This is a genomic window from Kribbella sp. NBC_00709 (assembly GCF_036226565.1).
In the GTDB taxonomy this organism is placed as follows: Bacteria; Actinomycetota; Actinomycetes; order Propionibacteriales; family Kribbellaceae; genus Kribbella.
On sequence record NZ_CP108996.1, the window covers coordinates 5980250 to 6002419 of the forward strand.

19 protein-coding genes are annotated in these 22170 nt (G+C 67.9%); 11 read left to right on the forward strand and 8 right to left on the reverse strand.

The window, feature by feature from the left end:
* The first annotated feature begins 60 nt into the window (after positions 1 to 60).
* A complete protein-coding gene (locus OHA18_RS29425) occupies positions 61 to 939 on the forward strand; it encodes an aldo/keto reductase (protein WP_328998567.1) in 879 nt (292 codons plus the stop codon).
* Here the strand turns inward: OHA18_RS29425 and OHA18_RS29430 are convergent.
* Both OHA18_RS29430 and glnA read right to left on the reverse strand, forming a co-directional pair.
* Positions 929 to 2617 carry a sialidase family protein gene (locus OHA18_RS29430; RefSeq protein ID WP_328998568.1) on the reverse strand — a complete coding sequence of 563 codons (1689 nt, stop codon included), beginning with the start codon at positions 2615 to 2617 and terminating at the stop codon, positions 929 to 931. The two genes, OHA18_RS29425 and OHA18_RS29430, sit on opposite strands and share 11 nt — an antisense overlap.
* 131 nt (positions 2618 to 2748) lie before the next feature.
* Positions 2749 to 4173: a type I glutamate--ammonia ligase gene (gene glnA / locus OHA18_RS29435; protein ID WP_134118265.1), complete on the reverse strand. Its 1425-nt coding sequence runs from the start codon at positions 4171 to 4173 to the stop codon at positions 2749 to 2751.
* Between the two features lie 188 nt (positions 4174 to 4361).
* Between glnA and OHA18_RS29440 the strand changes: the two genes are divergently transcribed.
* Complete coding sequence (locus OHA18_RS29440; RefSeq protein ID WP_328998569.1) at positions 4362 to 4817, forward strand: RDD family protein; 456 nt, start codon at positions 4362 to 4364, stop codon at positions 4815 to 4817.
* 1 nt (position 4818) lies between these two features.
* On the opposite strand, the gene OHA18_RS29445 is transcribed toward OHA18_RS29440, so the two are convergent.
* The 3 genes from OHA18_RS29445 to lipA all read right to left on the reverse strand — a co-directional run bounded on the left by OHA18_RS29445 (position 4819) and on the right by lipA (position 7864).
* The gene (locus OHA18_RS29445; protein WP_328998570.1) at positions 4819 to 6126 is read right to left on the reverse strand and encodes a cyclopropane-fatty-acyl-phospholipid synthase family protein; all 1308 of its coding nucleotides are present in this window, start codon (positions 6124 to 6126) and stop codon (positions 4819 to 4821) included.
* Positions 6127 to 6227: 101 nt separating this feature from the next.
* The gene (locus tag OHA18_RS29450) at positions 6228 to 6923 is read right to left on the reverse strand and encodes a DUF4191 domain-containing protein (RefSeq protein WP_328998571.1); all 696 of its coding nucleotides are present in this window, start codon (positions 6921 to 6923) and stop codon (positions 6228 to 6230) included.
* 2 nt (positions 6924 to 6925) lie between these two features.
* The gene (gene lipA, locus OHA18_RS29455) at positions 6926 to 7864 is read right to left on the reverse strand and encodes a lipoyl synthase (RefSeq protein ID WP_328998572.1); all 939 of its coding nucleotides are present in this window, start codon (positions 7862 to 7864) and stop codon (positions 6926 to 6928) included.
* Between the two features lie 162 nt (positions 7865 to 8026).
* Here lipA and OHA18_RS29460 point away from each other — a divergent pair, with 162 nt between their 5' ends.
* The 5 genes from OHA18_RS29460 to OHA18_RS29480 all read left to right on the forward strand — a co-directional run bounded on the left by OHA18_RS29460 (position 8027) and on the right by OHA18_RS29480 (position 13304).
* The gene (locus OHA18_RS29460) at positions 8027 to 9400 is read left to right on the forward strand and encodes a sensor histidine kinase (RefSeq protein WP_328998573.1); all 1374 of its coding nucleotides are present in this window, start codon (positions 8027 to 8029) and stop codon (positions 9398 to 9400) included.
* Positions 9393 to 10064, forward strand: coding sequence for a response regulator transcription factor (locus tag OHA18_RS29465; RefSeq protein ID WP_328998574.1), 672 nt, complete (start codon positions 9393 to 9395; stop codon positions 10062 to 10064). Before OHA18_RS29460 ends, OHA18_RS29465 begins: the two co-directional genes overlap by 8 nt.
* Positions 10065 to 10181: 117 nt before the next feature.
* On the forward strand, positions 10182 to 11063 hold the full coding sequence (locus OHA18_RS29470) for an ABC transporter ATP-binding protein (protein ID WP_328998575.1): 882 nt from the start codon (positions 10182 to 10184) through the stop codon (positions 11061 to 11063).
* Positions 11060 to 12226, forward strand: a complete 1167-nt coding sequence (locus OHA18_RS29475; protein ID WP_328998576.1) for an ABC transporter permease — start codon at positions 11060 to 11062, stop codon at positions 12224 to 12226. Before OHA18_RS29470 ends, OHA18_RS29475 begins: the two co-directional genes overlap by 4 nt.
* A 109-nt stretch (positions 12227 to 12335) precedes the next feature.
* Positions 12336 to 13304 carry a LysR family transcriptional regulator gene (locus OHA18_RS29480; RefSeq protein ID WP_328998577.1) on the forward strand — a complete coding sequence of 323 codons (969 nt, stop codon included), beginning with the start codon at positions 12336 to 12338 and terminating at the stop codon, positions 13302 to 13304.
* 18 nt (positions 13305 to 13322) lie between these two features.
* Here the strand turns inward: OHA18_RS29480 and OHA18_RS29485 are convergent, their stop codons facing one another.
* Positions 13323 to 14564 carry a hypothetical protein gene (locus tag OHA18_RS29485; RefSeq protein ID WP_328998578.1) on the reverse strand — a complete coding sequence of 414 codons (1242 nt, stop codon included), beginning with the start codon at positions 14562 to 14564 and terminating at the stop codon, positions 13323 to 13325.
* Between the two features lie 109 nt (positions 14565 to 14673).
* Here OHA18_RS29485 and OHA18_RS29490 point away from each other — a divergent pair, with 109 nt between their 5' ends.
* Both OHA18_RS29490 and OHA18_RS29495 read left to right on the forward strand, forming a co-directional pair.
* Entirely contained in the window at positions 14674 to 15987 is a 1314-nt protein-coding gene (locus OHA18_RS29490) for a sulfatase-like hydrolase/transferase (RefSeq protein WP_328998579.1), read from the forward strand.
* 5 nt (positions 15988 to 15992) lie between these two features.
* On the forward strand, positions 15993 to 17363 hold the full coding sequence (locus OHA18_RS29495) for a sulfatase family protein (RefSeq protein WP_328998580.1): 1371 nt from the start codon (positions 15993 to 15995) through the stop codon (positions 17361 to 17363).
* Between the two features lie 13 nt (positions 17364 to 17376).
* Here the strand turns inward: OHA18_RS29495 and lipB are convergent, their stop codons facing one another.
* Both lipB and OHA18_RS29505 read right to left on the reverse strand, forming a co-directional pair.
* Positions 17377 to 18093 (reverse strand): lipoyl(octanoyl) transferase LipB, encoded by a 717-nt coding sequence (lipB, locus tag OHA18_RS29500; RefSeq protein ID WP_328998581.1) that lies wholly within the window; start codon positions 18091 to 18093, stop codon positions 17377 to 17379.
* 58 nt (positions 18094 to 18151) lie between these two features.
* Entirely contained in the window at positions 18152 to 18820 is a 669-nt protein-coding gene (locus tag OHA18_RS29505) for a Type 1 glutamine amidotransferase-like domain-containing protein (RefSeq protein ID WP_328998582.1), read from the reverse strand.
* Between the two features lie 176 nt (positions 18821 to 18996).
* Between OHA18_RS29505 and OHA18_RS29510 the strand changes: the two genes are divergently transcribed.
* Complete coding sequence (locus OHA18_RS29510) at positions 18997 to 19914, forward strand: alpha/beta fold hydrolase (RefSeq protein WP_328998583.1); 918 nt, start codon at positions 18997 to 18999, stop codon at positions 19912 to 19914.
* Positions 19915 to 19990: 76 nt separating this feature from the next.
* The gene (locus OHA18_RS29515; RefSeq protein ID WP_328998584.1) at positions 19991 to 22000 is read left to right on the forward strand and encodes an HNH endonuclease signature motif containing protein; all 2010 of its coding nucleotides are present in this window, start codon (positions 19991 to 19993) and stop codon (positions 21998 to 22000) included.
* Positions 22001 to 22170 lie beyond the last annotated feature (170 nt).

Genomic DNA, 22170 nt, shown 5'->3' on the forward strand with positions numbered 1-22170 from the left:
TTATCGTCGATCGTAAGTGGAGAAACCTCCAGTTATCACTCTACCTCAGGGACCTCGCTGATGACCTCCCAACGCCCCGGCGGCACCATCAAGCTCGGACCGTACGAGATCGCCCGGATCGGGTACGGCGCGATGCAGCTCGAACACGTGGACACCGCTGCGGCCACCGCCGTACTGCGGCGCGCGGTCGAGCTCGGCGTCAACCACCTCGACACCGCCTCGTTCTACGGCCACACCACCGTCAACCAACACATCCGCGCCGCCCTGCACCCGTACGCCGACGATCTCGTCATCGTCAGCAAGGTCGGCGCCCGCCGGGTGGACGCACCGGTACCCCTGGCGCTGGCCCAACGGCCCGAGGACCTCCGGGCTCAGGTCCACCTCGACCTGACCTCTCTCGGCCTGGATCAGCTCCCGGTCGTCAACCTGCGCCGCGCGGACCAGGGACCCGGCCTGATCGCCGAAGGCGACCAGCTCGTCCCGATCGACGACCAGCTCGCCGAACTGATTGCCCTACGCAACGAAGGCCTGATCGGCGCCATCGGCCTCAGCAACATCAGCACCGCCCAGCTGCAGCAGGCCCTCCCGGCCGGCATCGTCTGCGTCCAGAACGCCTACAGCCTGATCAACCGCTCCGCCGAAGAACAGCTGCGGCTCTGCGCGACGAACGACATCGCCTGGATCCCGTACTTCCCCCTCGGCTCAGCCTTCGACCAGATCCCCTCACCGACAGAGCACCCCGTCGTACGAGACCTGGCCAAGCGCCTCGACACCACCCCAGCCGCCATCTGCCTCGCCTGGATCCTCGCCCACAACAACCACACGGCCCTGATCCCCGGCACCCGCAGCATCGACCACCTCGAGGACAACCTCCGCACAGCCGACGTCGAGCTCGACGAGACGGCCCTCGCCGAGCTCGACGCCGTCGTCAGCGTTTGAGCTGGATGCTCTGGGTGTAGGCGTCCTGGTTCGGGGTGTTCACGCCGGGCCGGCCGCGGAAGTCGGTCCAGCACGGGTGGATGCGGAGGTCGTTGCCGATGGCCACCGCTGAGTAGTCGCCGATGAACACGCCCTGGACCTCGGTGCCGTCAGGTTCGACGGCGAGGAACTGGACCTGCGGGTTCTCCGGCACAGTGGTGATCCGCTGGGTGGCGGCTCGGCTGAGGGACTGGGTGCCGGAGGCGGCCCAGTACGCATAGTCGAGGTTGATCCCGTTGCGGTCGTAGTGCCTCGTGTACGATGCGATCGCGACCTTGCCGTCGCGCGCCGCGACCGCGCTGAAGAACTCGTCCTGTGGCGTGCCGATCACCAGCGGACGGGACCAGTTCTTGCCGTTGCCCGACGCGGACACCACGTTGTCGCCGTTGGTGCGGACGGACGCTCCGGTGGTCGCGTCGTAAAGGCCGTTGCGGTCGTCGGACCAGACCACGGTCAGCTTCTCGTTGACCCGGTCGTAGGCCAGCTGCGGGTAGCTGTTCAGCCGGAAGTTCTCCCCGGTCAGCGTGTCCGGAAAGTCGTAGTTGGTGTCGACGATCGCGTGCCGGAACGTCCGGCCGTGGTCGGTCGAGGTGGCCACCACCGTGGCGTCCCGATCGCCCGCGCCGTCACACGCGGCAGTCGCGCAGACCGACGCCTCGTAGGCGACGTACAGCTGCCCGTCGTTGCCGACCTGCGGGTTCGAGCCCTGGTCGTACGGCGTGATGCCGCCAGGGAAGCCGGTCAGCGAAGGCGGGATCCGGACCGGTATCCCGAAATGCGAACCCAAGTCGACGCTGGCCGACTCCATGATCGGCGACTCGAGATAGTTGTCGTCGTTGTCGTAGGTGAACTTGGTCCAGGTCACGTAAACCCGGCCGTTGGACGGATCTGCGGCGAGCCACGGCTTGTCGTTGAAGATGTGGGTCACCGCGGGCGTGCCGTCCGCGGTGACACCGTTCATCGCGACGACGTGCGGACCGCCCCAGTGCAGGCCGCCGTCGTGGGAAACGTTGACGACGATCCCGGTCGCGTCCTGCCCACCGAGCGGTGCGAAGCGGCTGAACACCAAGCTGGCGAAGTACACCGTGTTGCCCGGCCCGAAGGCGACGACCGGGTCACCGGACCCGTCGAACCAGCTGAACGCGCCGGTCCCACCCGCGGTGACGGTCAGGCCGGGGATCGCCACGTTCTTCCAGCTGTGCCCGCCGTCGAACGACGTGTACGCGAAGCTGGCGCTGTCGTTGCGGTTCTCGCGGGCGTTGAACAGCCGGTAGTCGTTGGCGCCGGCAACGATGTTGCGTGGGTTCCGTGGGTTGACCGCGATCGTGGTCTCGTTCTGCGCCGCACTGCACCCGGCCTGGGAGCCCACCGGGACTACCGTGTCTCCGACGATCTGGTCGACGTTCGGCGCCGGGTTCCCGTACGGGTTCGGATGACCGAGGTACGACTGGCACAGCGCAGACTGCGCCGGGTTGTCCGGGTCCGGTTCCTCTTCCTCCGCCAGCACTTCCTTCAGCAACGGGTTGTGCACCGCGACGGCGCTCGGGGCGGCGGTGGCGGGCGTAGCTACCAGTGCGAGCGACCCCATCAGGCTGATGACACCAAGGATCGCCGACCGGCGCATGTTTGACGGCCTCACTGTGTTCCCCCTTTCCTGCCCCCGAGGGATAACACAGCGCATTCTGCGCCTCACGGAGAGGCCGGTCCAGGGCAGAGAAAAACCCCGTCCGGACTGGCCGGACGGGGTCTCTCAGCTACGTCTCAGATAACTCAGACGTCGTAGTAGAGCTCGAACTCGTGCGGGTGGGGGCGGAGCTGGATCGGGGCGATTTCCTGCTCGCGCTTGAGGTCGATCCAGGTTTCGATCAGGTCGGAGGTGAAGACGTCGCCCTCGAGCAGGAAGGCGTGGTCGGCCTCGAGGGAGTCGATCACGGCCGGCAGCGAGGTGGGCACCTGGGCGATGCCCTTGTGCTCCTCGGGCGGCAGCTCGTACAGGTCCTTGTCGACCGGGTCGGCCGGCTCGATCTTGTTGCGGATGCCGTCCAGGCCGGCCAGCAGCTGCGCCGAGAAGGCCAGGTACGGGTTCGCCGACGGGTCGGGGCAGCGGAACTCGATCCGCTTCGCCTTCGGGTTCGACCCGGTGATCGGGATCCGGATGCAGGCCGAGCGGTTGCGCTGCGAGTAGACCAGGTTGACCGGCGCCTCGAAGCCCGGCACCAGGCGGTGGTAGGAGTTCACCGTCGGGTTGGTGAAGGCCAGCAGCGACGGGGCGTGCTTGAGCAGGCCGCCGATGTACCAGCGGGCGATGTCCGACAGGCCGCCGTACCCGGACTCGTCGTAGAACAGGGCGTCACCGTTGGAGAACAGCGACTGGTGGACGTGCATCCCGGAGCCGTTGTCGCCGAAGATCGGCTTCGGCATGAAGGTCGCCGTCTTGCCGGCCGCCCAGGCGGTGTTCTTGACGATGTACTTGAACTTCATCAGGTTGTCGGCGGTCTTCAGCAGCTCGTCGAAGCGGAAGTTGATCTCCGCCTGACCCGCGGTGCCGACCTCGTGGTGCGCGCGCTCGACGACCAGGCCGGCCTTCTCCAGCGCCAGCGTGATGTCGTCCCGCAGCTCGCCGAAGTGGTCGGTCGGCGCGACCGGGAAGTAGCCGCCCTTGTAGCGGACCTTGTAGCCGCGGTTGCCGCCGTCCTCGACCCGGCCGGTGTTCCAGGCGCCGGCGACCGAGTCGATGGCGTAGTACCCGGTGTTGGCCTTGGTCTCGAACCGGACGTCGTCGAAGACGTAGAACTCGGCCTCGGGCGCGAAGAACGCGGTGTCCGCGATGCCGGTCGACTTCAGGTACTCCTGCGCCTTGCGGGCGATGTTGCGCGGGTCGCGCGAGTACGCCTCGCCGGTGAGCGGGTCGTGCACGAAGAAGTTGATGGCCAGCGTCTTCGTCCCGCGGAACGTGTCGAGGAAGGCCGTGGTCGGGTCGGGCAGCAGCTTCATGTCCGATTCGTGGATCTGCTGGAACCCGCGTACCGACGAACCGTCGAACATCAGGCCCTCTTCGAAGACCTCGGGCCCGAACGACGACACCGGGACGGTGAAGTGCTGCATGATGCCCGGCAGGTCGGAGAACCGGACATCGATGATCTCGATGCCCTCGTCCTTGACGTAGGCGAGCAGCTCCTCAGCGCTGGAAAACATACGTACTCCTAGGGTGGCTCAGAGATTGCATCTGAACGTAGGGCCCGCCGGTTTCTCCGTCGTGACCCTGGTGTTTCGCGGATGTTACGCCCAGCGTGTCCGCGCTGACCCACTGGTGTACGGCGGTGACGCCCTGAGATCTCCCGGCCGGTTTCGGCGGGCTCGGGGCAGTCCGTAGGCTAGCCATCATGGCATCGTCGGCGCAGCCGGGCACAGGACCCACCCAAGAATTCCGTTTTCCGGGCAACCGGCTGGGTCTGCCCGAGGACGGCCCGGGGTCGGTGGCCGGCTGGGGCCGCCGCCTGCTCGCGCTGCTGCTCGACTGGCTGATCGCCGGCCTGATCGCGTCGGTCGTGGTCGGCAAGCCGATGTGGGCGGGCGGCAACGACTACAACACCTCGCATCTGGCGATCTTCTTCGTGGTGACCGCGGTCCTGACCGGACTGGCCGGCGGCACCATCGGTCACCGGATCTGCGCGCTGCGCCTGCTCAACCTGAAGAACAAGGACGTTCCGCAGGTCGGACTGCTCGGGGGACTGATCAGGTCGTTCCTGATCTGCCTGCTGATCCCGGCCGTGATCTTCGACCGTGACCACCGCGGGCTCCACGACCTCGCCGCCAAGACGATCGTCGTACGGCGTTAGATCACCGGCGCGTGAGCCGCAGCTGTACGTCGTCCAGGTAGCCGGTGCGGAAGCCCGCCTCGGAGTACGCCAGGTAGAACTCCCACATCCGCCCGAACGTGTCGTCGAAGCCGAGCGCGGCGATCGCCGGCCAGCGCTCGATGAAACGGTTCCGCCAGACCCGCAGCGTGCGCGCGTAGTCCGCGCCGAGGTGCCGCACGACGTCGGCGCGCAGGCCGGTGTGCTGTGCGGTGACGTCCTCGATCACCTTGATCGACGGGATCAGGCCGCCGGGGAAGATGTACTTCTGCACCCAGGTGAACGTGTTCCGGGTCGCCAGCATCCGCTCGTGCGGCATCACGATCGCCTGGACGACGCCGACGCCGCCCGGTGCGAGCCGTCGCTCGATCGCCTCGAAGTACACCGGCCAGTACTTCTCGCCGACTGCCTCGATCATCTCCACGCTCAGCACGGCGTCGAACTCGCCGATCTGGTCCCGGTAGTCCCTCAGCGCGACCTGCACCCGGTCGCCGACGCCCGCATCCGCGATCCTGCGCTGAGCCAGCAGAGCCTGCTGCGAGGCGATGGTGATCGCCGTCACCCAGGCGCCACGCTGCGCGGCGCGGATCGCGAGACTCGCCCAGCCGCACCCGATGTCGAGCACCCGCGATCCGGACTGGACCCCGGCCGCATCGAGGATCGAGTCGAGCTTGCGCAGCTGGGCCTGGGACAGTTCGTCGTACGACGCGGTCGCCAGGTCTGCCGTCGGATCGGCCGAGCCGAAGTACGCCGCCGAATAGGTCAGCGTCGGATCGAGGAACTCGGCGAACATCGCGTTGCTCAGGTCGTAGTGCCGGCTGATGTTCTCGCGGGCGCCGGCCCGGTCGTTCTCCTGGTCGCCCGGCTGCGAGCGGGTGACCAGCCAGCGCAGCGACTGCGCCCACTTCGGCAGCAGATGCCGGGTCTCGTCGTTGTTGAACCGCTCCGCGAACGGAACCAGCAGGTCGGCCAGGTCGGTGCCCGGCTCCGGGTCCCAGTCGCCGGCCAGGTACGCCTCGCCGAACCCGGATCCCGCGTCGTGCCCGAGCCGGTCCAGGAACGCCGACGTCCGGTGCACCCGCATCGCCGGCCCGCCCGATGTCGAACCCAGCCCGTACGAGCGGTTGCTGTCGAGGTGGATCGTGGCCGGCAGGTCCTTGGCGATCAGCTTGATCGCGGTGGCCGCGCCGTACCTGCGGACCGGATTCGAGCGTGGCCGCGCCAGCGTCGGCCACGTCTCGGCCGCCGGTTGGTGCACGCGTCGGTGCACTGGCGGCATCAGATCCGTCATGTCAGCTGTTCCCCTGTAATCCGTCCTGGTCGCACCCTAAGGGCTCCCAGCCTCCCCACGGCGCATGTCTGAACAGATCAACTGTCGAGCATGCCGCTTGGTTACCGTCCCCGCATCGCCTGGCGGGCGCCCTTCAGGCTGCTCGGCACCGGACCCTTGGGCATCGGCACCTGCGGCCGGACCGCGTCCAGCGCCTTCAGCCGCTGCAGCAGGTCGGTGATCTCCGAGGGCTGCAGCACCGCAGGCAGCTTCATGACGTGCTTGGTCAGCTTGCGGATGTCGATCTCGCCTTCGCCCTGACCGGCGACGATCTGGGTCACCGGCGCGCCGCCGGCCACCCGGTTGTGCTTCTTCGCCTCGGCCGTCAGCAGGTTCTTCACCCGGCTGGCCTGCCCCTCGCCGACCAGGATGATCCCGGGCCGGCCGACCACGCGGTGGACGATGTCGGCGTTCTTGGTGACGGCGACCGCGGGCGTCACGTTCCAGCCGCGGCGCAGCGTCTGCAGCGCCGAGGCGGCTGCACCGGCCTGGCCCTCGATCTGGCTGTACGCCGCCTTCTCGACCTTGCGGCCGAACACGAGCGTCGCGGCCAGGAAGCCGAGCGCGACACCCAGCGGGATCCACACCACCAGCGGCCCGACCAGGAAGCCGCCCAGGACGGCCAGCCCGACGATGCCGAGGAAGATCCCGGCGAGCACCAGTCCGACCGTCGGGTCGGACTTCTGGGTCAGCTTGTACGCCGAAACGATCTGCTTGAGCCGGCTGGTCTTCTCTTCGGGCGCGTCGTTCTTGGCCATCTCTACCTGTCCTGGTTGTTCATACGTGACTCAACGGCCTGACGGTACAAGCGTCCGGCGCGGTACGAGGACCGTACCAGCGGTCCGGACATGACTCCGGCGAAACCGATCTCCTGCGCCTCGGCGTCCAGCTCGACGAACTCCTCGGGCTTGACCCAGCGCTCGACCGGGTGGTGCCGCACCGAGGGACGCAGGTACTGCGTGATCGTGATGATCTCGCAGCCGGCTGCGTGCAGGTCCTTCAGTGCCTGGCTGACCTCGTCGCGGGTCTCGCCCATGCCGAGGATCAGGTTGGATTTGGTGACCAGGCCGTAGTCGCGGGCCTGGGTGATGACGTCCAGCGACCGCTCGTAGCGGAAGCCGGGCCGGATCCGGCGGAAGATCCGCGGCACGGTCTCGACGTTGTGCGCGAACACCTCCGGCCGGGACGAGAACACCTCGGCCAGCTGCTCCGGTACGGCGTTGAAGTCGGGCGCGAGCATCTCGACACCGGTGCCCGGGTTGAGCTCGTGGATCTGCCGGATGGTCTCGGCGTACAGCCAGGCGCCGCCGTCGTCCAGGTCGTCGCGGGCGACGCCGGTCACGGTCGCGTACCGCAGGCCCATGGTCCGGACCGATTCGGCCACCCGGCGCGGCTCGTCGCGGTCCAGCGCTTCCGGCTTGCCAGTGTCGATCTGGCAGAAGTCACAACGCCGCGTGCACTGGTCGCCACCGATGAGGAACGTGGCCTCGCGGTCCTCCCAGCACTCGAAGATGTTCGGGCAGCCGGCTTCCTGGCACACCGTGTGCAGTCCTTCGGACTTCACCAATTTCTGTAGTGCCTGGTACTCCGGGCCCATCTTGGCGCGGGTCTTGATCCACTCGGGTTTGCGCTCGATCGGGGTCTCCGCGTTGCGCACCTCGAGCCTGAGCAGTTTCCGTCCTTCTGGGGCGATGGTCACGCCCCTAAGAGTACGCGGCGCCCGACAGGCGTCATCAGGCCCCAGGGCCTGTCCGGCGCTCCCCTGCGTGCTGCGCGGCACTCGGCACGGCATCTCGCTGCCGCACCGAGCACCTGCTCGCGACTGCAGGGGAGCGCCGGACAGGCCCTAGGCTCATGAGCTATGTCCACGCTTGAGCTCGGTACGACGTCTTCGGGCGCTGAACCGGGGACACCACTTGCCACCGGGACGACGGTCCGCGGCTGGGTGCGACCCGGCCCGACGGCGCGGGAGCGGCGTACCGACGTGTTGCTGGGGCTCGGGATGGCGGTTGCCGCGGTGCTCGGGACCGAGCTGGCCCGCGGGTCCGCGACGATGCCGGTGCACCTCGGGATCGGCGGGGTCGAGGCGTATGTGCTGAGCGCCGCGGTCGCCCTGCCGCTGTGTTTCCGCCGCCGGTACCCGATCCCGGTCGTGCTGGCCGTCGCGGTGCTGTTCGTGGTCAACGGCGAGCGGGTCACCTTCGCCTTCGCCGGGAACCTGGTGACGCAGGCCACCATGTTCATGGCCATCTACGCCGCGGTCGCCTGGGCACGGGACCGGCGGCTGATGAAGGCGTCGGTGACGCTGGTCTTCCTGGCGATGTTCGGCTGGCTCACGATCAATTTCGTCCGGGCGCTGCGCAACAACGAGATCGAGGGGCCGAACCACGGGCTGCTCTCGCCGTACGTCTCGAGTGTTCTCCTGACCCTGGCGCTGAATGCTCTCTATTTCTTCGGCGCCTATTTCTGGGGCCGGACCGCGTGGGGCATCGCGCGGCAGCGGCACGAGCTGGAGGAACAGGCGGTCGAACTCGCCGCCCAGCAGGAGGCGAACGCCCGGCGCGCGGTGATCGACGAGCGGCTGCGGATCTCCCGTGAACTGCACGATGTGGTTGCCCACCACATCAGCAGCATCGGCGTCCAGGCCGGCGGCGCCCGACGGGTGATGGACACCGACCCGGACGCCGCGAAGAACGCGCTGAACGTGATCGAGGAGTCCAGCCGGAGCGCCGTGAACGAGATGCGGCAGCTGCTCGGCATGCTCCGCGCGGCGGATCCCGACGTCGACGTCACCGCCCCGGACCCGAAGGCGCCGCAGGCCGGCGCCGACCGGCTGCCCGCGCTGATCTCAGAGGTGAACGGCCAGGGTCTGGAGGTCGGATTCCATCAGATCGGTCCGCCGGCCGAGCTGCCGAAGACGGTGTCCGTGTCGGTGTACCGGATCGCCCAGGAGGCGCTCGCGAACGTCCGGAAGCACTCGACGGCCCGCAGCGCCCACCTCACACTGCGTTATCTCGGTGACACTGTGGAGCTCGAGGTACTCGACGACGGCCGCCCGAAGCACGCGCCGGTGGGCAGCCGGCTCGGCCACGTCGGCATCCGCGAACGGGTCGGTCTGCTCGGCGGCGAGAGCGAGATCGGCCCGCGGCCCGTGGGAGGATTCCGGGTCCGGGTCCGGATCCCGCTGGACCACCCGATGCTTGATCAACCCACGTCCGGAGGACCCGATGACTGACCCGATGCGGGTCCTGCTGGTGGACGACCAGGACCTGGTCCGCGCCGGCTTCCGCATGATCCTGTCGGTCGAGTCCGAGATCGAGGTGGTCGGTGAGGCATCCGACGGCGAGAAGGCGATCGAGTTGGCGCTGGCGTTGCGCCCGGACGTCGTACTGATGGACGTCCAGATGCCTGGTATGGACGGGATCACCGCGACCCAGCGGATCGTCGCGGAGGACGCCGGGAAGGTGGTCATCCTCACGACCTTCGATCGCGACGACTACCTGTTCGAGTCGCTCGGAGCCGGCGCGAGCGGCTTCCTGCTCAAGAACACGGCACCTGAGGATCTGGTCGAGGCGATTCAGATCGTCCACTCGGGCCACGCGCTGCTCGCGCCCGAGGTGACGCGCCGCGTGATCAAGCGATTCACCGGCGGCGGCGAACGCGTCTACCGGCCGGACCTGCTGGCCGAGCTGACCGAACGCGAGCGCGAGGTCCTCGGCCTGATCGCCCGCGGTCTGACCAATACCGAGATCGCCACCCAGCTGTTCGTCGGCGAGGCCACGGTCAAGACCCACGTCTCCCGGGTGCTGCTCAAGCTCGGTCTGCGCGATCGCGTCCAGGCCGTCGTCTTCGCCTACGAGTGCGGCCTGGTCACCCCAGGAGACGACCCCTCCGCCTAGCGGGTGACCCGCACGATCACCCTCGCGGGCGACGTACCGGGAGGCATGTCCTCACTAGGTTTGTCAGCGTCGGGTGCACGCCCGGCCGGGGGCTGACCTGAATGGGAACGGTGACACATGCTGAGGGTGGATGGGCTCACCCGGCGGTTCGGTGATCATCTGGCGCTGGACGACGTGACCTTCGACGTCGTACCTGGACGGATGACCGGATTCGTCGGGGCAAACGGGGCCGGCAAGACGACGACGATGCGGATCATCCTCGGTGTCCTGGCCGCGAATGCCGGCCGGGTGCTCTGGAACGGCGAGCTGCTGACCCAGGAGGTACGGCGCGACGTCGGGTACATGCCCGAGGAACGCGGCCTGTACCCGAAGATGAAGATCCGCGACCAACTGGTGTTCTTCGGCCGGCTGCACGGGCTCGACCCGGACCGCGCCGGCGAGCGGACCGACAAGCTGCTCGATCGGCTCGGGCTGACCGAGCGCGCCACCGACGTACTCGAGACGCTGTCACTGGGCAACCAGCAGCGGGTGCAGATCGCGGCCGCGTTGGTGCACGAGCCGATCGCGCTGGTCCTGGACGAGCCGTTCAGCGGCCTCGACCCGCTCGCGGTCGATGCGATGGTCGACCTGCTCCGCGAGGAGGTCACGCCGGAGGTGCCGGTGCTGTTCTCCAGCCACCAGCTCGACCTGGTCGAGCGGTTGTGCGACGACCTCGTCGTACTGTCCCGCGGGAAGGTGGTCGCCGCCGGTTCGGTCGCGGAGCTTTCCGCCGGCTCGACGACGACGTACCGACTGGTCGTGGACGGGGACGCCGGCTGGCTGCGCGACGTGCGCGGTATCGAGGTGCGCGACGTGGCCGGCGGTACGGCGCTGTTCGACGTACTCGACGGTGCGGTCGAGCAGAAAATCCTGCAGGAGGCGCTCAGCCGGGGACCGGTCCGTCAGTTCGGGCCGGAGCGGGTGGCGCTCAGCGACGTCTTCCGGGAGGCGACCCGATGAACGTGTTGGACAGGCCGTGGGCGCTGATCGCCGAGCGCGAGATCAGCACGAAGCTCCGGGACAAGACCTTCATCGGCTCGACCCTGGTGATGCTGTTCATCGTGATGGTCGCGGTGATCCTGCCGGCGATCCTCGCGGGCAAGGGCGGGGCGGACAAGATCGCGGTGATCGACGACGGGGGTTCGAAAGTCGTCCAGCAGGCGTCGACGACGATGGGCGGCGACGGCTACGAAATAGTCCGCGCCGCCGACCGGCCTGCCGCGGAAAAGCTCGTCTCCGACGGAGATGCGAAGGCGGCCCTGGTACCGGCAACCGACGGCTACGTCGTCGTCGGCAAGGACCATGTCGACTCGGGCATCGAGAGCGCGCTGCGCGAGGCGGCCGCGGCCGTCGGCATGGAGACCAACGCCTCGAAGGCAGGACTGACTCCTGCGCAGCTGCACGCCGGTACGAAGGTCGAGCTGCAGCTGCTGAAGCCCGGCCCGTTGCCGGACCTCGTCTCGCAGTTCGTCAACATCGGGCTGGCGCTGGTGTTCTACATGACCGCGCTCGGCTTCGGCATGATGATCGCGCAGAGCGTCGTACAGGAGAAGGAGAGCCGGGTCGTCGAGATTCTGGCCGCTGCCGTACCGATCCGGTCGCTGCTGTGGGGCAAGGTGCTCGGCAACACGGTGCTGGCGCTGTCGCAGATCGTGGTGATCGCGGGCGCGTCCCTGATCGGCCTGCTGGCCACCAAACAGGCCGACATCCTCGAGGTGGTCGCGCCGGTGGCCGGCTGGTTCGTGGTGTTCTTCGTGCTCGGATTCGTGGCGCTGGCCGGGCTGTGGGCGGTCGCCGGTTCGCTGGCCACCCGCCAGGAGGACCTCGGATCGACCACGCTGCCGGGGCAGATGATCCTGATGATCCCGTTCTTCTTCTCGGTGTTCGCGGGGTCGTCGGCCAAGACGGTGGCCTCGTTCGTGCCGATCGCGTCGTCGATGTCGATGCCGGGCCGGATGCTGACCGAGGACGTGCCGATCTGGCAGCCGCTGGTCGCGATCGCCGTACTGCTCGCCGCGACCGTGCTGATCGTCCGCCTGGGCGCGCGGCTGTACGAGCGGACGCTGCTGCAGACGGGCCGCCGGCTCGGTTACCGGGAAGCCTTGGCCCTCGAAACGTCGTAGCACATCGTCACAGCCCGGTCCGGCGTTACAGCTCCGGGCCTGGCTGTGACAAAACCGCAATGTTGGGTACCTGTGTGCTGTGCCTACACCTGGACTACGGTCTCAACGCATGAACGTCGAGCTGCGCCACCTGCGGGTGGTGGTCCTGGTGGCTGAAGCGGGGTCCGTCGGACGGGCCGCCCGCTGGCTCAAGGTCAGCCAGCCGAGCCTGACCGCGCAGCTGAAGCGGATCGAGGCGGCGTTCGGCGGGGAGCTGTTCGAGCGCTCCCGCACCGGCGTCACCCCGACCCCACTCGGGCGGTACGCCGTCGACCGCGCGCGAGCCATCCTCGTCGATGTCGACCACCTGTCCGCGACGGTGTCCGCGATGACCGCGGTGGAGTCGTCCGCGGTCCGCCTCGGCGGATTCCCGACCGCGCCGATGTCCGGGATCGCGTCCCGGCTGCGCTCGCACGGCGAGATCGAGCAGGTCAGCATCGAAGTCGAGTGGTCCACGAGCGTGCTCCTGCAGCAGCTCGAGAGCGGACGGCTGGATTTCGCGCTGCTGCGCGAGTTCCCCGGGTTCGAGCTGCGACTGCCGACCGGGGTCGAGTCCATCACGGTCGTCGAGTCGGAGTCGGCGTACGTCGCACTGTCGGCCGACCACCCGGTCGCGGAGTCGACCCGGGCGCGCGGTGAGGTCGACCTGGCCTCGCTGTCCGACGAGGAGTGGATCGGGGAGCCGCCGGACGACAGCGGGTTCCATGTGCTCTTCCGGGCGGCGTGCGAGGCGGCCGGCTTCCAGCCGAAGGTGGAGCATCACTCGGTCGACACGTCGGTGCTGATGGGCTTCGTCACGAGCGGTCAGGGTGTGGCGCTGATCTCGCCCACGTCGTACCGGATGCTGTCGTCGGATGTCACGACGCGGACGCTGGCGGGGGATCCGATCCACCGGAAGCTCGTGCTCGCGTGGAGCACGGAATCACCGCGGGCGCAGATGTCGGGCGACGTGCTGGACATGGCGAGCGCGGCGTACGACGAGGCGATCACCGAGCACGCCCGGCGCGACCAGCATCAGCAACGCATGCACGTTGCGTGAGTGCTGGTCGCCTTCGTACTAGGCGGGCTTGACGACCGGGTTCTCGAACGCGAGGTGGAACTCACCGGTGTCCTCCGGGTCTTCCATCCGCTCCCGATACCGCGACCCCATCTGCTCCTTCGGCACAACCCTGGCCTCAGATTTAGGCGCGGATGGCGTGTTTCCAGCGGGCTTGGTCTCTACAGGCTTGGTCTCCGCGGGCTTGGTCTCGACCGGCTTGGTCTGCTCGGCTGGCTCGGCTCGACTGACCGGCATCGGCTGGGTCTGCTCAACCGGCTCGGGCTGCTCGACCGGCATCGCCTGCGTGTCCTCGGCCGGCTTGGTCTGCTCGACGGGCATCGCCTGCGTCTCCTCGACCGGCTTGGCCTCGGCCGCCGGGGCTTCCTGCGCTGCAGGCTCCTGCTGTGCCGGTGCTTCCGGCGCGGCGGGCTCCTCTTGTGCGGGGGCCTCCTGCTGTGCCGCGGGCTCCTGCTCGCCCTTGAACTCCTGCTCTGCAGCAGGTTCCTGCGCCTGCGGCGCCTCCGGCTCGGCTGCGGGGGACTCGTCGTCGTGCGCCTGAGGTACCGGCGCCACAACCGTCTCCTCGCCCGGATAGTTGCCCGGGGCATCCGCCTCCGGGAACTGCCGCGTATGCTCGAACTCGTCCGCACCGACCGGGAACTGCCGCGTCTGCTCGTCCGCCTGGTTCCGCGGCTGTACCGGCTCGGGCTCGTCGAACAGGTCGTCGTACCGCGAGTGGCTCTCGTACGCCGGCGCCTCCGCATAGGTGCTCCCGGCAACCGGGTACACGGCCGCGACGTCCGCCTCCTGCTGCGCCTGCGCGGCTTCCTGCTCGCGCTGCAGCCGGTCGCTCTCGGCCCGCTCGCGCCGCCGCCGCTGGACGCCGTGGACGATCAGCTGGATCGCGTACACCAGCGAGATCACCCCGAGGATCGGGACCACCCCGTTCACGGTGTACTGCTTCGACCCGTCGATCATCCCGGTGGTGACGCCGGGGACGTCGTTCAGGAAGTTCGTGGTCCGGTTCGGGATCCAGAGCCAGCAGTAGACCAGGGCGCCGAAGGCGACGAACGCCCCGAGCGCGCCGGCGCCGGAGAAGTACGACACCACGGCCCAGAAGACCAGCGCGCCGATGCCGAAGGCAAGCGCCAGCTCCTTCGTATTCAGCTCGATACCACCCGGCGCCGCGAGTACTCCGAACACGGCCGGTCCGGCCAGAGCAACGGCTACGCCGAGCAAGAACCCAAGAAATTTGGCCACCACCCCAAGGTAGCGACGATCGGCCGTCACACCGTGCAGACACTTCGGTACGCCACACCAGACACATCCGCCCCAAGCGCACCGGCAATCGCTTGCCTAGGCTGTTCCCGTGGACCGTCCTCCGAACATCCTCGTAGTCCTGTCCGACGAGCACACCGCCGCCGCAGCCGGGTGGGCGGGCCATCCGCACGTACAGACACCGCATCTGGACCGCCTGGCCGCACAGGGTGTTTCGTTCGACCGCGCGTACACGAACAGCCCGATGTGCGTGCCCTCCCGGTTGTCGCTGATGGCGGGGCAGTACGTGCACCAGATCGGGGCCTGGGACAACGGCGTGATCCCCGGTCCGACGTACCGCACCTGGGGTCACCATCTGCGCGAGGCCGGTTACACGTCGGTGATTGCCGGCCGCACACACTTCAACGGACCAGACCGCTTGCTGGGCTTCGACCGGCGCCTCACCGACGACCTGGACTTCTGGCTGGACCACGGTGGTCGCCCACCACGCCGTACGCCGGACTGGCGGCGACCGTCCAACTCACACGTCACCGAACAGGGCGCAGGCGACCACGTGCACACGCAGCATGACATCGCCGCCACCGACGCAGCTCTGGACTTCCTGCGTGCCCCTGGCGAGGAGCCGTTCCTGCTGTACGTCGGCTACATGCACCCGCACTTCCCGTTGGTCGCCCCACCGGAGTTCCGTGCGCTCTACGATGCGGCTGACGTCGAACTGCCGTCCGTTGCCGACGAGCAGCACCCGGTGATCTCACTGCTCCGGCACGGCTTCCGCAACGACGAACCGCTGACAGAGGAGCAGATCCGGGAGGCGACGGTCTGTTACTGGGCGCTGATCAGTCACCTCGACCATCAGATCGGACGGCTGCTGGCCGCAGTACCGGACGACACAGTGGTGATCTACACCAGCGATCACGGCGAAATGGCCGGCCACCACGGCATCTGGCAGAAACAGTGCTTCTACGAGCCCGCCGTACGTATCCCGCTCTTGTTGCGCCACCCAGCACTGCCATCGGGCCGCACCGACGCCCACGTGAGCCTGATCGACGTACTGCCAACCCTCAGAGACGTTGCCGGTCTGGCGTCTGATCCTGCTCTCCCAGGTCATTCGTTGCTCGACGCCACTGACCGCCCTGTCCTCTCGGAGTACCACGCCCAAGGCATGGTCGACGGGGGCTTCATGCTCAAGTCAGGCCCGTGGAAGTACTGCTACTACGGTTTCGCCCACCCGCCACAGGTGTTCAACCTCGACGACGACCCACTCGAGCTGAACGACCTGTCCGGCGACACAGCTCTGGTGCAGCGTCTGGATGCCGAGCTGAGATTGCTACTAGACCCAGACGCGACCGACGCGAAGGCCAAATCCGACCAGGCCGCCCGTATGGCTGTCTCCACGAGAGGTTGAGCCCCATGTCCACCCCGAACATTCTGCTGATCGTTTCCGACGACCACGGGTACGCCGACCGCGGCGGCCTAGGACTGCACCCCGACGTCCACACGCCGTCCCTGGACCGCCTCGCCGCCGAAGGAGTGACCTGCACCGACGCCTACGTGACCGCGCCGATCTGCAGTCCGTCCCGCGCCGCGATCATCTCCGGGCGGTACCAGCAGCGGTGGGGCGGCCAATGGTTCGACTCGGCCGCGTTCCCACCGGACGACGTACCGAGCCTGGCGGAGATCCTGCAGGACCAGGGGTACCGCACGGGGTACTTCGGCAAGGTGCACTACGGCAAGGAGGACGTGGGGGACAGGGGTTGTCCACCGCACCACGGGTTCGAGGAGACGCTCTATGGGCTGGCGGGGCAGTCATCCGGACGTTTGAACTACCTGCACCACTCAGAGGACGCAGTGACGTCGTACGGGCAGCCGGCAGCGCACCACATGGCAGTGCAGCCGCTGCTGTCCGGCGATACGCCAGTTGAGCATGAAGGCTTCCTGACGGCCGAGTTCGGGCGGCGAGCAGCCGAGTTCATGAGCGCCACGGACGAGCGCCCGTACTTCTGCATGGTCGCGTTCAACGCAGTACACAACTTCTGCTGGCAACTGCCGGACTCCGAGCTGGAGGCGCGCGGTCTGCCCGCGTTCCGCGATTGGTCACCGGACGCCGACGGCGCCTTCATGGAGTGGTACGACGACGTGATCGTGCCGAACCTCCCGCACGGCCGTGAGTACTACCTCGCGCAGCTGGAGCTGATGGACGCCGAGATCGGCCGGCTGCTGGACGTCGCCGGAGACGACACCATCGTCGTCTACATCACCGACAACGGCGGCTCCACCTGCAACTTCGGCGACAACGCTCCACTCCGCGGGACGAAGTACACGCTCTGGGAAGGCGGCATCCGCATCCCGATGATCTGGCGCTGGCCTGATCGACTCCCTGCCGGCCGCACCACCGACGCCCTGGTCAGCACGATGGACCTCGTACCCACCCTGGCCGCCGCAGCCGGCACCACTGCCACCAACTCCGACGGCCTCGACATCCTCCCGACCCTCGCCGGCACCTCAGCCACCGCGCACGAAACGCTGCACTGGGACTGCGGCTTCCAATGGGCAGTCCGCTCGGGCCCCTGGAAGCTCAGCTGGGTCGCCGACGACTCCAACACCCAACATCTGAGGTCCTACGAACACGCCCCGATGGGCGAGGGCTGGTCCCTGACCGACCTCACCGCAGACATAGCCGAGCAGACCAACCATTACACCGAGCGTCCGGAGGTGGTCAGCCGCCTCCAGGACCTGCACACGACCTGGCGCATGGAGGTGGGCCTGCCACCTGCCCCCTAGCCGGGGCGGCCTTTCAGACGGTCAAGCCGTACGTGATCGAGGTCGGGCCCTCGTCGGCGTGCTCGATGTCCGGGCTGCGCTCGTACTCGTCCCAGGCGAGGAGTGCGTCGAGGTGCCGGCGTACCGAATCCAGCACCTCGGTCACCGCCACGTCCCGACCGAGCTCCTTGGAGAGCGTCGTCACATCCGCGTCCGAGATGCCGCACGGAACGATCCGGTCGAACCAGGCCAGATCGTTGTTGCAGTTCAACGCGAAACCATGCATCGTCACGCCCTGCGCGACCCGGATCCCGATCGCCGCGATCTTCCGCTCCCGACCACGATCGTCGGCCGCGACCCAAACACCACTACGCCCCTTGACCCGACCAGTCTTCACGCCGAACTCCGCGCAGACCGCGATCAACGCCTCCTCGAGCCGCCGCACGTAGTCCACGACGTAGACATGTGAGGCCAGCTTCACGATCGGGTACCCCACCAGTTGCCCCGGTCCGTGCCATGTGATCTTCCCGCCGCGGTCGACATCGACCACCGGCGTACCGTCGAACGGCCGCTCCTGCGGCTCGGTGCGCTTGCCGGCCGTGTACACCGGCGGATGCTCGAGCAGGATCACCGTGTCCGACCCGATGCCCTCGGCAACCTCCGCATGCAGCCGCCGCTGCTCCGCCCACGCAGCCTCGTACTCCACGGCGTCGGCCCCGAAGCCCGCTTCCACATACTCGATAGCCCTCACCCTTCGAGTGTAAGCGCCGCTCAACCAGCCCTCGCCGAGCCCCTCCACTTGAGCTCTCTTAAGCTCCGAAAGCCTTCCAGTGCCCTTCGGAGATGATCTCGACGGTGCCGTCGGTCACCTTGATGGCGGTCTGGTCGTCGATGGCGTACGCCGGACCTGCGATGTCGGCGGCCCACCTCTCCGCGTCGGCCATGGTGTTCTGCGGCATCTGCTCGTGGTCCAGGTGCGGGTAGATCGAGAAGTCGACGATCCCGAGTGTGCGGTCGTTCGGCGCGGAAGGCCACTTGACGAAGTCGTCGCCGATCCGCGGTGTCATCACCATGCTGCCGGCGCTTATCCCAACCCAGACCGTCTCGGACAGTGACGGCATGACCCGCGCCAGCCCCGACTCCCGGATCCAGTGGCACAGATACGTCGTGTCGCCGCCGTCCACCAGCAGCACGTCGGCCTCTCGGACCCACGGCACCCACCGGTCCTCGCCGATGCTGGGCAGGGCGGTGAGCTCCAGGACGCCCAAGGTCGCCCAGCCGAGGCTGGTCATCCGGTGAAACGGAGGCTCGGCGGCTACGGACCTTCGCACCGTGGTAGGCCCGAGCATCGGGTGGCCCCACTGCGCCGTCGGAATGCAGAGCGCATGGGACTCGGAGATCGGCTTGCCCAGCAGCTCGACGAGCGCATCGCGGATGCTCTCGTTCGTAACGCCTCCGGAGGTGAGAAGAAGCTTCACACCGCCTCCCGAACTGAGCGCGACGGATTCGTATGACGTAGGCACGGCGGACGCGTCATCGCGTGACTCCTCGTCTTGCCCTGTGGCGCCCTCGACCGGCCGCCATCCACCAGTTCGACGAACACTACGTTCCGGATCCGACAATCCCTGCCATGTTGTCCGGTCATACTGCGGGGATGCGAGTGGCTGTCGACGATGTGTCCCTCTACTTCGATGTCGAAGGCTGCGGCTTGACTGCTCGAGGGGACGAGATGCTGTCGCGGCCGACTCTTCTCCTCCTGCACGGGGGACCAGGTGCGGATCACAGCCTGTTCAAGCCAGAGTTCTCAGTCCTCGCCGATGTCGCTCAGGTGATCTACCTCGATCAGCGTGGTTCTGGCCGCTCCGACCGCAGCGAGCCGGAGATGTGGACGTGGACGCGCTGGGCCGACGATGTCGCCGCGTTCTGCGACGTCCTCGATATCCGTGCCCCGGTGCTCGTGGGTTCCTCGAGTGGCGGCAGGGTAGCGATCGAGTGTGCAGCTCGGCATCCGGACCTGGTCGCGGGGCTGGTCCTGGAAAGCACTCTCGGCGCGCCCACCTCTCTCGACGAGAGCCTCGAAGTGTTCGAGCGCCGCGGAGGGCAAGTCGCCCGGGATGCTGCCGCCAGGTACCTGGGCGGAGACACCAGCCCTGCGGCGGCCAAGGCGTGGGCAGATCATGGGTTGCCGCTATATGCAGGCGCCTCCGACGGCGACATGGCCTCGCGCAGAGCACGGGCCCTGATCAACGACGAGGTTCAAGCGCATTTCCGGGCGGGCGGATGCGGGCCTGCGGACGTGACCACAGCTCTCGCGACCGCCATTACCTGCCCCACGCTGATCCTGGCTGGCGAGGACGATCCAGTATCGCCGGCAACCGCGGCCAGCCGACTGGCGGCGATACTGACCAGCACCACCGCCCAAGTTGAGGTCTTGGCGGGCGTGGGTCACGGAGTGTTCCGCCAAGCACCGCAGAAGGCATTCGAAGCCCTACGCACCTTCGTTCGCGACATCCCGGTCACGGCGCCCGCCGGCGATCGACCCCAGGCGGCGCGACCCCATTCCAGGTTTTGAGCTTAAACGAACATATGTTCTAATGCTGGGTATGGCGATCACGCAGGTGCCACCCCAACCATCCGAGTGTTCGCCCATGCCGTCGACCGAGTGGCCGGCGTACTTCGACCACGATCGACCAGTGCACTTCAACGCTCAGCTGGCGCGCCGATTCAACGCGGAACTGGCGGCCGATCTAGCAGCAATGGAAGCCGCCGGCGTGCTCGCTCCGCCCGACGATCTGCCAGATCCCGATGACCCGCGTGCCCCGGCGCTACTGTCCGAGGAGGATCTGTACGACGATCTCCCTCCGATGTCAGCCGTCGACGCCCTCGAATGGGAGCTCTGGGCCGGAGTCGACCAGGACGAAGCAGAGCGCGCCCTACTACGCCTCAAGGCCCCGGACTGGGTGTTCCTACCTCCAGGCGCAGCCCTGGCCGCCGCGCTGGAACCCGTGCGGCCCCAGCACGAATCACCGATCGCCCTGATCGAACTGATGAAGGCCGCCACCCGGATGGCATCGTGGGCCGAAGCGATCAAGGCCTCCGCCATCGCATCCTTCGTCCGTCAGCGCCGAGCCCAACATGCTGACCAGCCACGCCCGCGCCAGCTCGACAACTCCGGCCGTCCGATCGACCCCGAACGCTCCTGGGCCGCCGAGATCGCCGCCGCCCTGCACCTCGCCACAGACACCGCCGGCCGCCACATCGACACGGCGCTCCACTTGACCGGCCCGTTGACCGCAACCCACACCGCCTTGAAAACCGGCGCACTCACCTGGTCCAAGGCGCTCTCGATCTCCGAAGCCACCCGCTCCCTGTCCGACTCAGCCGCCCAAGCGGTCGAAGCCCACGTCCTGCGCCGCGCCCCCTCCCAAACCCACGCCAACCTACGCAGATCCCTGCGTACCCAGGTCGCCAAACACGCGGCCGCCACCGAGGCGGCCCGCCACCGCGACGCCGTCCAGGAACGCACCTGCAAAATCGTGCCCTTGCCCGACGGCATGGCCGGCCTCTGGGTCGTCCACACCGCAGACAAGATCCAGCAAACGTGGGTCGCCATCCAAGCCCTAGCCACCCTCGCCAAACGCCCCACCCCAACCAACACCCCGCCAACCGCACCCACCTCGACCACCCCGCCACCCACGCCGACCGCCGGCACCGCACCATCCACGCCGACCCCCACGACCACACCAATCCCACCGGCCAGCACCTCCGCGCTGGTCAACTCGTCGCTCTCGCCCTCGATGTCACGTGCGGTCTCATCGACCCCATCCACCGACCCAGCCGCGTCGACCGACCTGACCGCATCCAGCGACCCAGCCGCGTCGACCGACCTGACCGCATCCAGCGACCTGACCGCGTCGACCGACCTGACCGCGTCCACCGATGCGACAGCGTCGACCGCGGGACCGGATGCCGACGCCGGTCTGGACATTCAAGGTCGGTCGCACGACGAGCGGAACGCGCAACAGCGCCGGGCTGACGTCGTGGCAGACCTGTTCGAACAACTACTGCGCAACGGGATCGACTGGCTCGGCCGCCGTCTCCCTGACCAGCACCGCCGCCGCCCACACATCGAAGTACTCATCCCAGCCACCACCCTGCTCGGCGTGGATGACAACCCCTGCGAACTCACCGGCTACGGTCCCATCCCTGCCGAGATGGCCCGCCGGATCGCCGCCGACGGCACCTGGCGAAGACTCCTCACCGACCCGATGAATGGCGCCGTACTCGAAGCATCCACCCACCGCCACGACCCCGGAGCCCTCGTCAGCGAAACCCTCCTCGCCCGCCACCCGACGTGCGCCTGGCCGGGTTGCAATCGGACTGCCCGCGAATGCGACCGCGACCACGGCACCCCGTTCGCCCGCTCGGGCCGCACCAGCCTGTCCGGTCTGGCGCCGTACTGCGAGTACCACCACGTCATCAAAGACACACCCGAATGGGGCTGGACCACCACCAACCACCCCGACGGCTCGATCACCCTCACCGCCCCCACCGGCCACCGCTACACAACTGTCCCTCCAGCGCGCGGCCCCGTAGCCAACCCCGCAACCGACAGACACCTGTCAGCTCACCCTGCAACGGATCCCGCCCCGTTCTGATCCGCAAGCACAACCAATCCCGGCGACCCCACACCACCACAGGAACGCCTCTTACGGAGCATCGCAGGAGGCGCTTCGGGACCATCGCAGGAGGGCGCTTCGGGACCACCACACAAGGCGCCTCCGGCAGCTCGACGTACGACGTCTGAGCGCGCGCCCAATGAGCACGC

Coding starts and splice junctions, on each gene's coding strand:
- OHA18_RS29440 (WP_328998569.1), top strand. CDS start 4,362: ATGGCATCGTCGGCGCAGCCGGGCACAGGACCCACCCAAGAATTCCGT.
- OHA18_RS29475 (WP_328998576.1), top strand. CDS start 11,060: ATGAACGTGTTGGACAGGCCGTGGGCGCTGATCGCCGAGCGCGAGATC.
- OHA18_RS29515 (WP_328998584.1), top strand. CDS start 19,991: ATGCCGTCGACCGAGTGGCCGGCGTACTTCGACCACGATCGACCAGTG.
- OHA18_RS29460 (WP_328998573.1), top strand. CDS start 8,027: ATGTCCACGCTTGAGCTCGGTACGACGTCTTCGGGCGCTGAACCGGGG.
- OHA18_RS29465 (WP_328998574.1), top strand. CDS start 9,393: ATGACTGACCCGATGCGGGTCCTGCTGGTGGACGACCAGGACCTGGTC.
- OHA18_RS29445 (WP_328998570.1), bottom strand. CDS start 6,126: ATGACGGATCTGATGCCGCCAGTGCACCGACGCGTGCACCAACCGGCG.
- OHA18_RS29495 (WP_328998580.1), top strand. CDS start 15,993: ATGTCCACCCCGAACATTCTGCTGATCGTTTCCGACGACCACGGGTAC.
- glnA (WP_134118265.1), bottom strand. CDS start 4,173: ATGTTTTCCAGCGCTGAGGAGCTGCTCGCCTACGTCAAGGACGAGGGC.
- OHA18_RS29470 (WP_328998575.1), top strand. CDS start 10,182: ATGCTGAGGGTGGATGGGCTCACCCGGCGGTTCGGTGATCATCTGGCG.
- OHA18_RS29510 (WP_328998583.1), top strand. CDS start 18,997: ATGCGAGTGGCTGTCGACGATGTGTCCCTCTACTTCGATGTCGAAGGC.
- OHA18_RS29480 (WP_328998577.1), top strand. CDS start 12,336: ATGAACGTCGAGCTGCGCCACCTGCGGGTGGTGGTCCTGGTGGCTGAA.
- OHA18_RS29425 (WP_328998567.1), top strand. CDS start 61: ATGACCTCCCAACGCCCCGGCGGCACCATCAAGCTCGGACCGTACGAG.
- OHA18_RS29450 (WP_328998571.1), bottom strand. CDS start 6,923: ATGGCCAAGAACGACGCGCCCGAAGAGAAGACCAGCCGGCTCAAGCAG.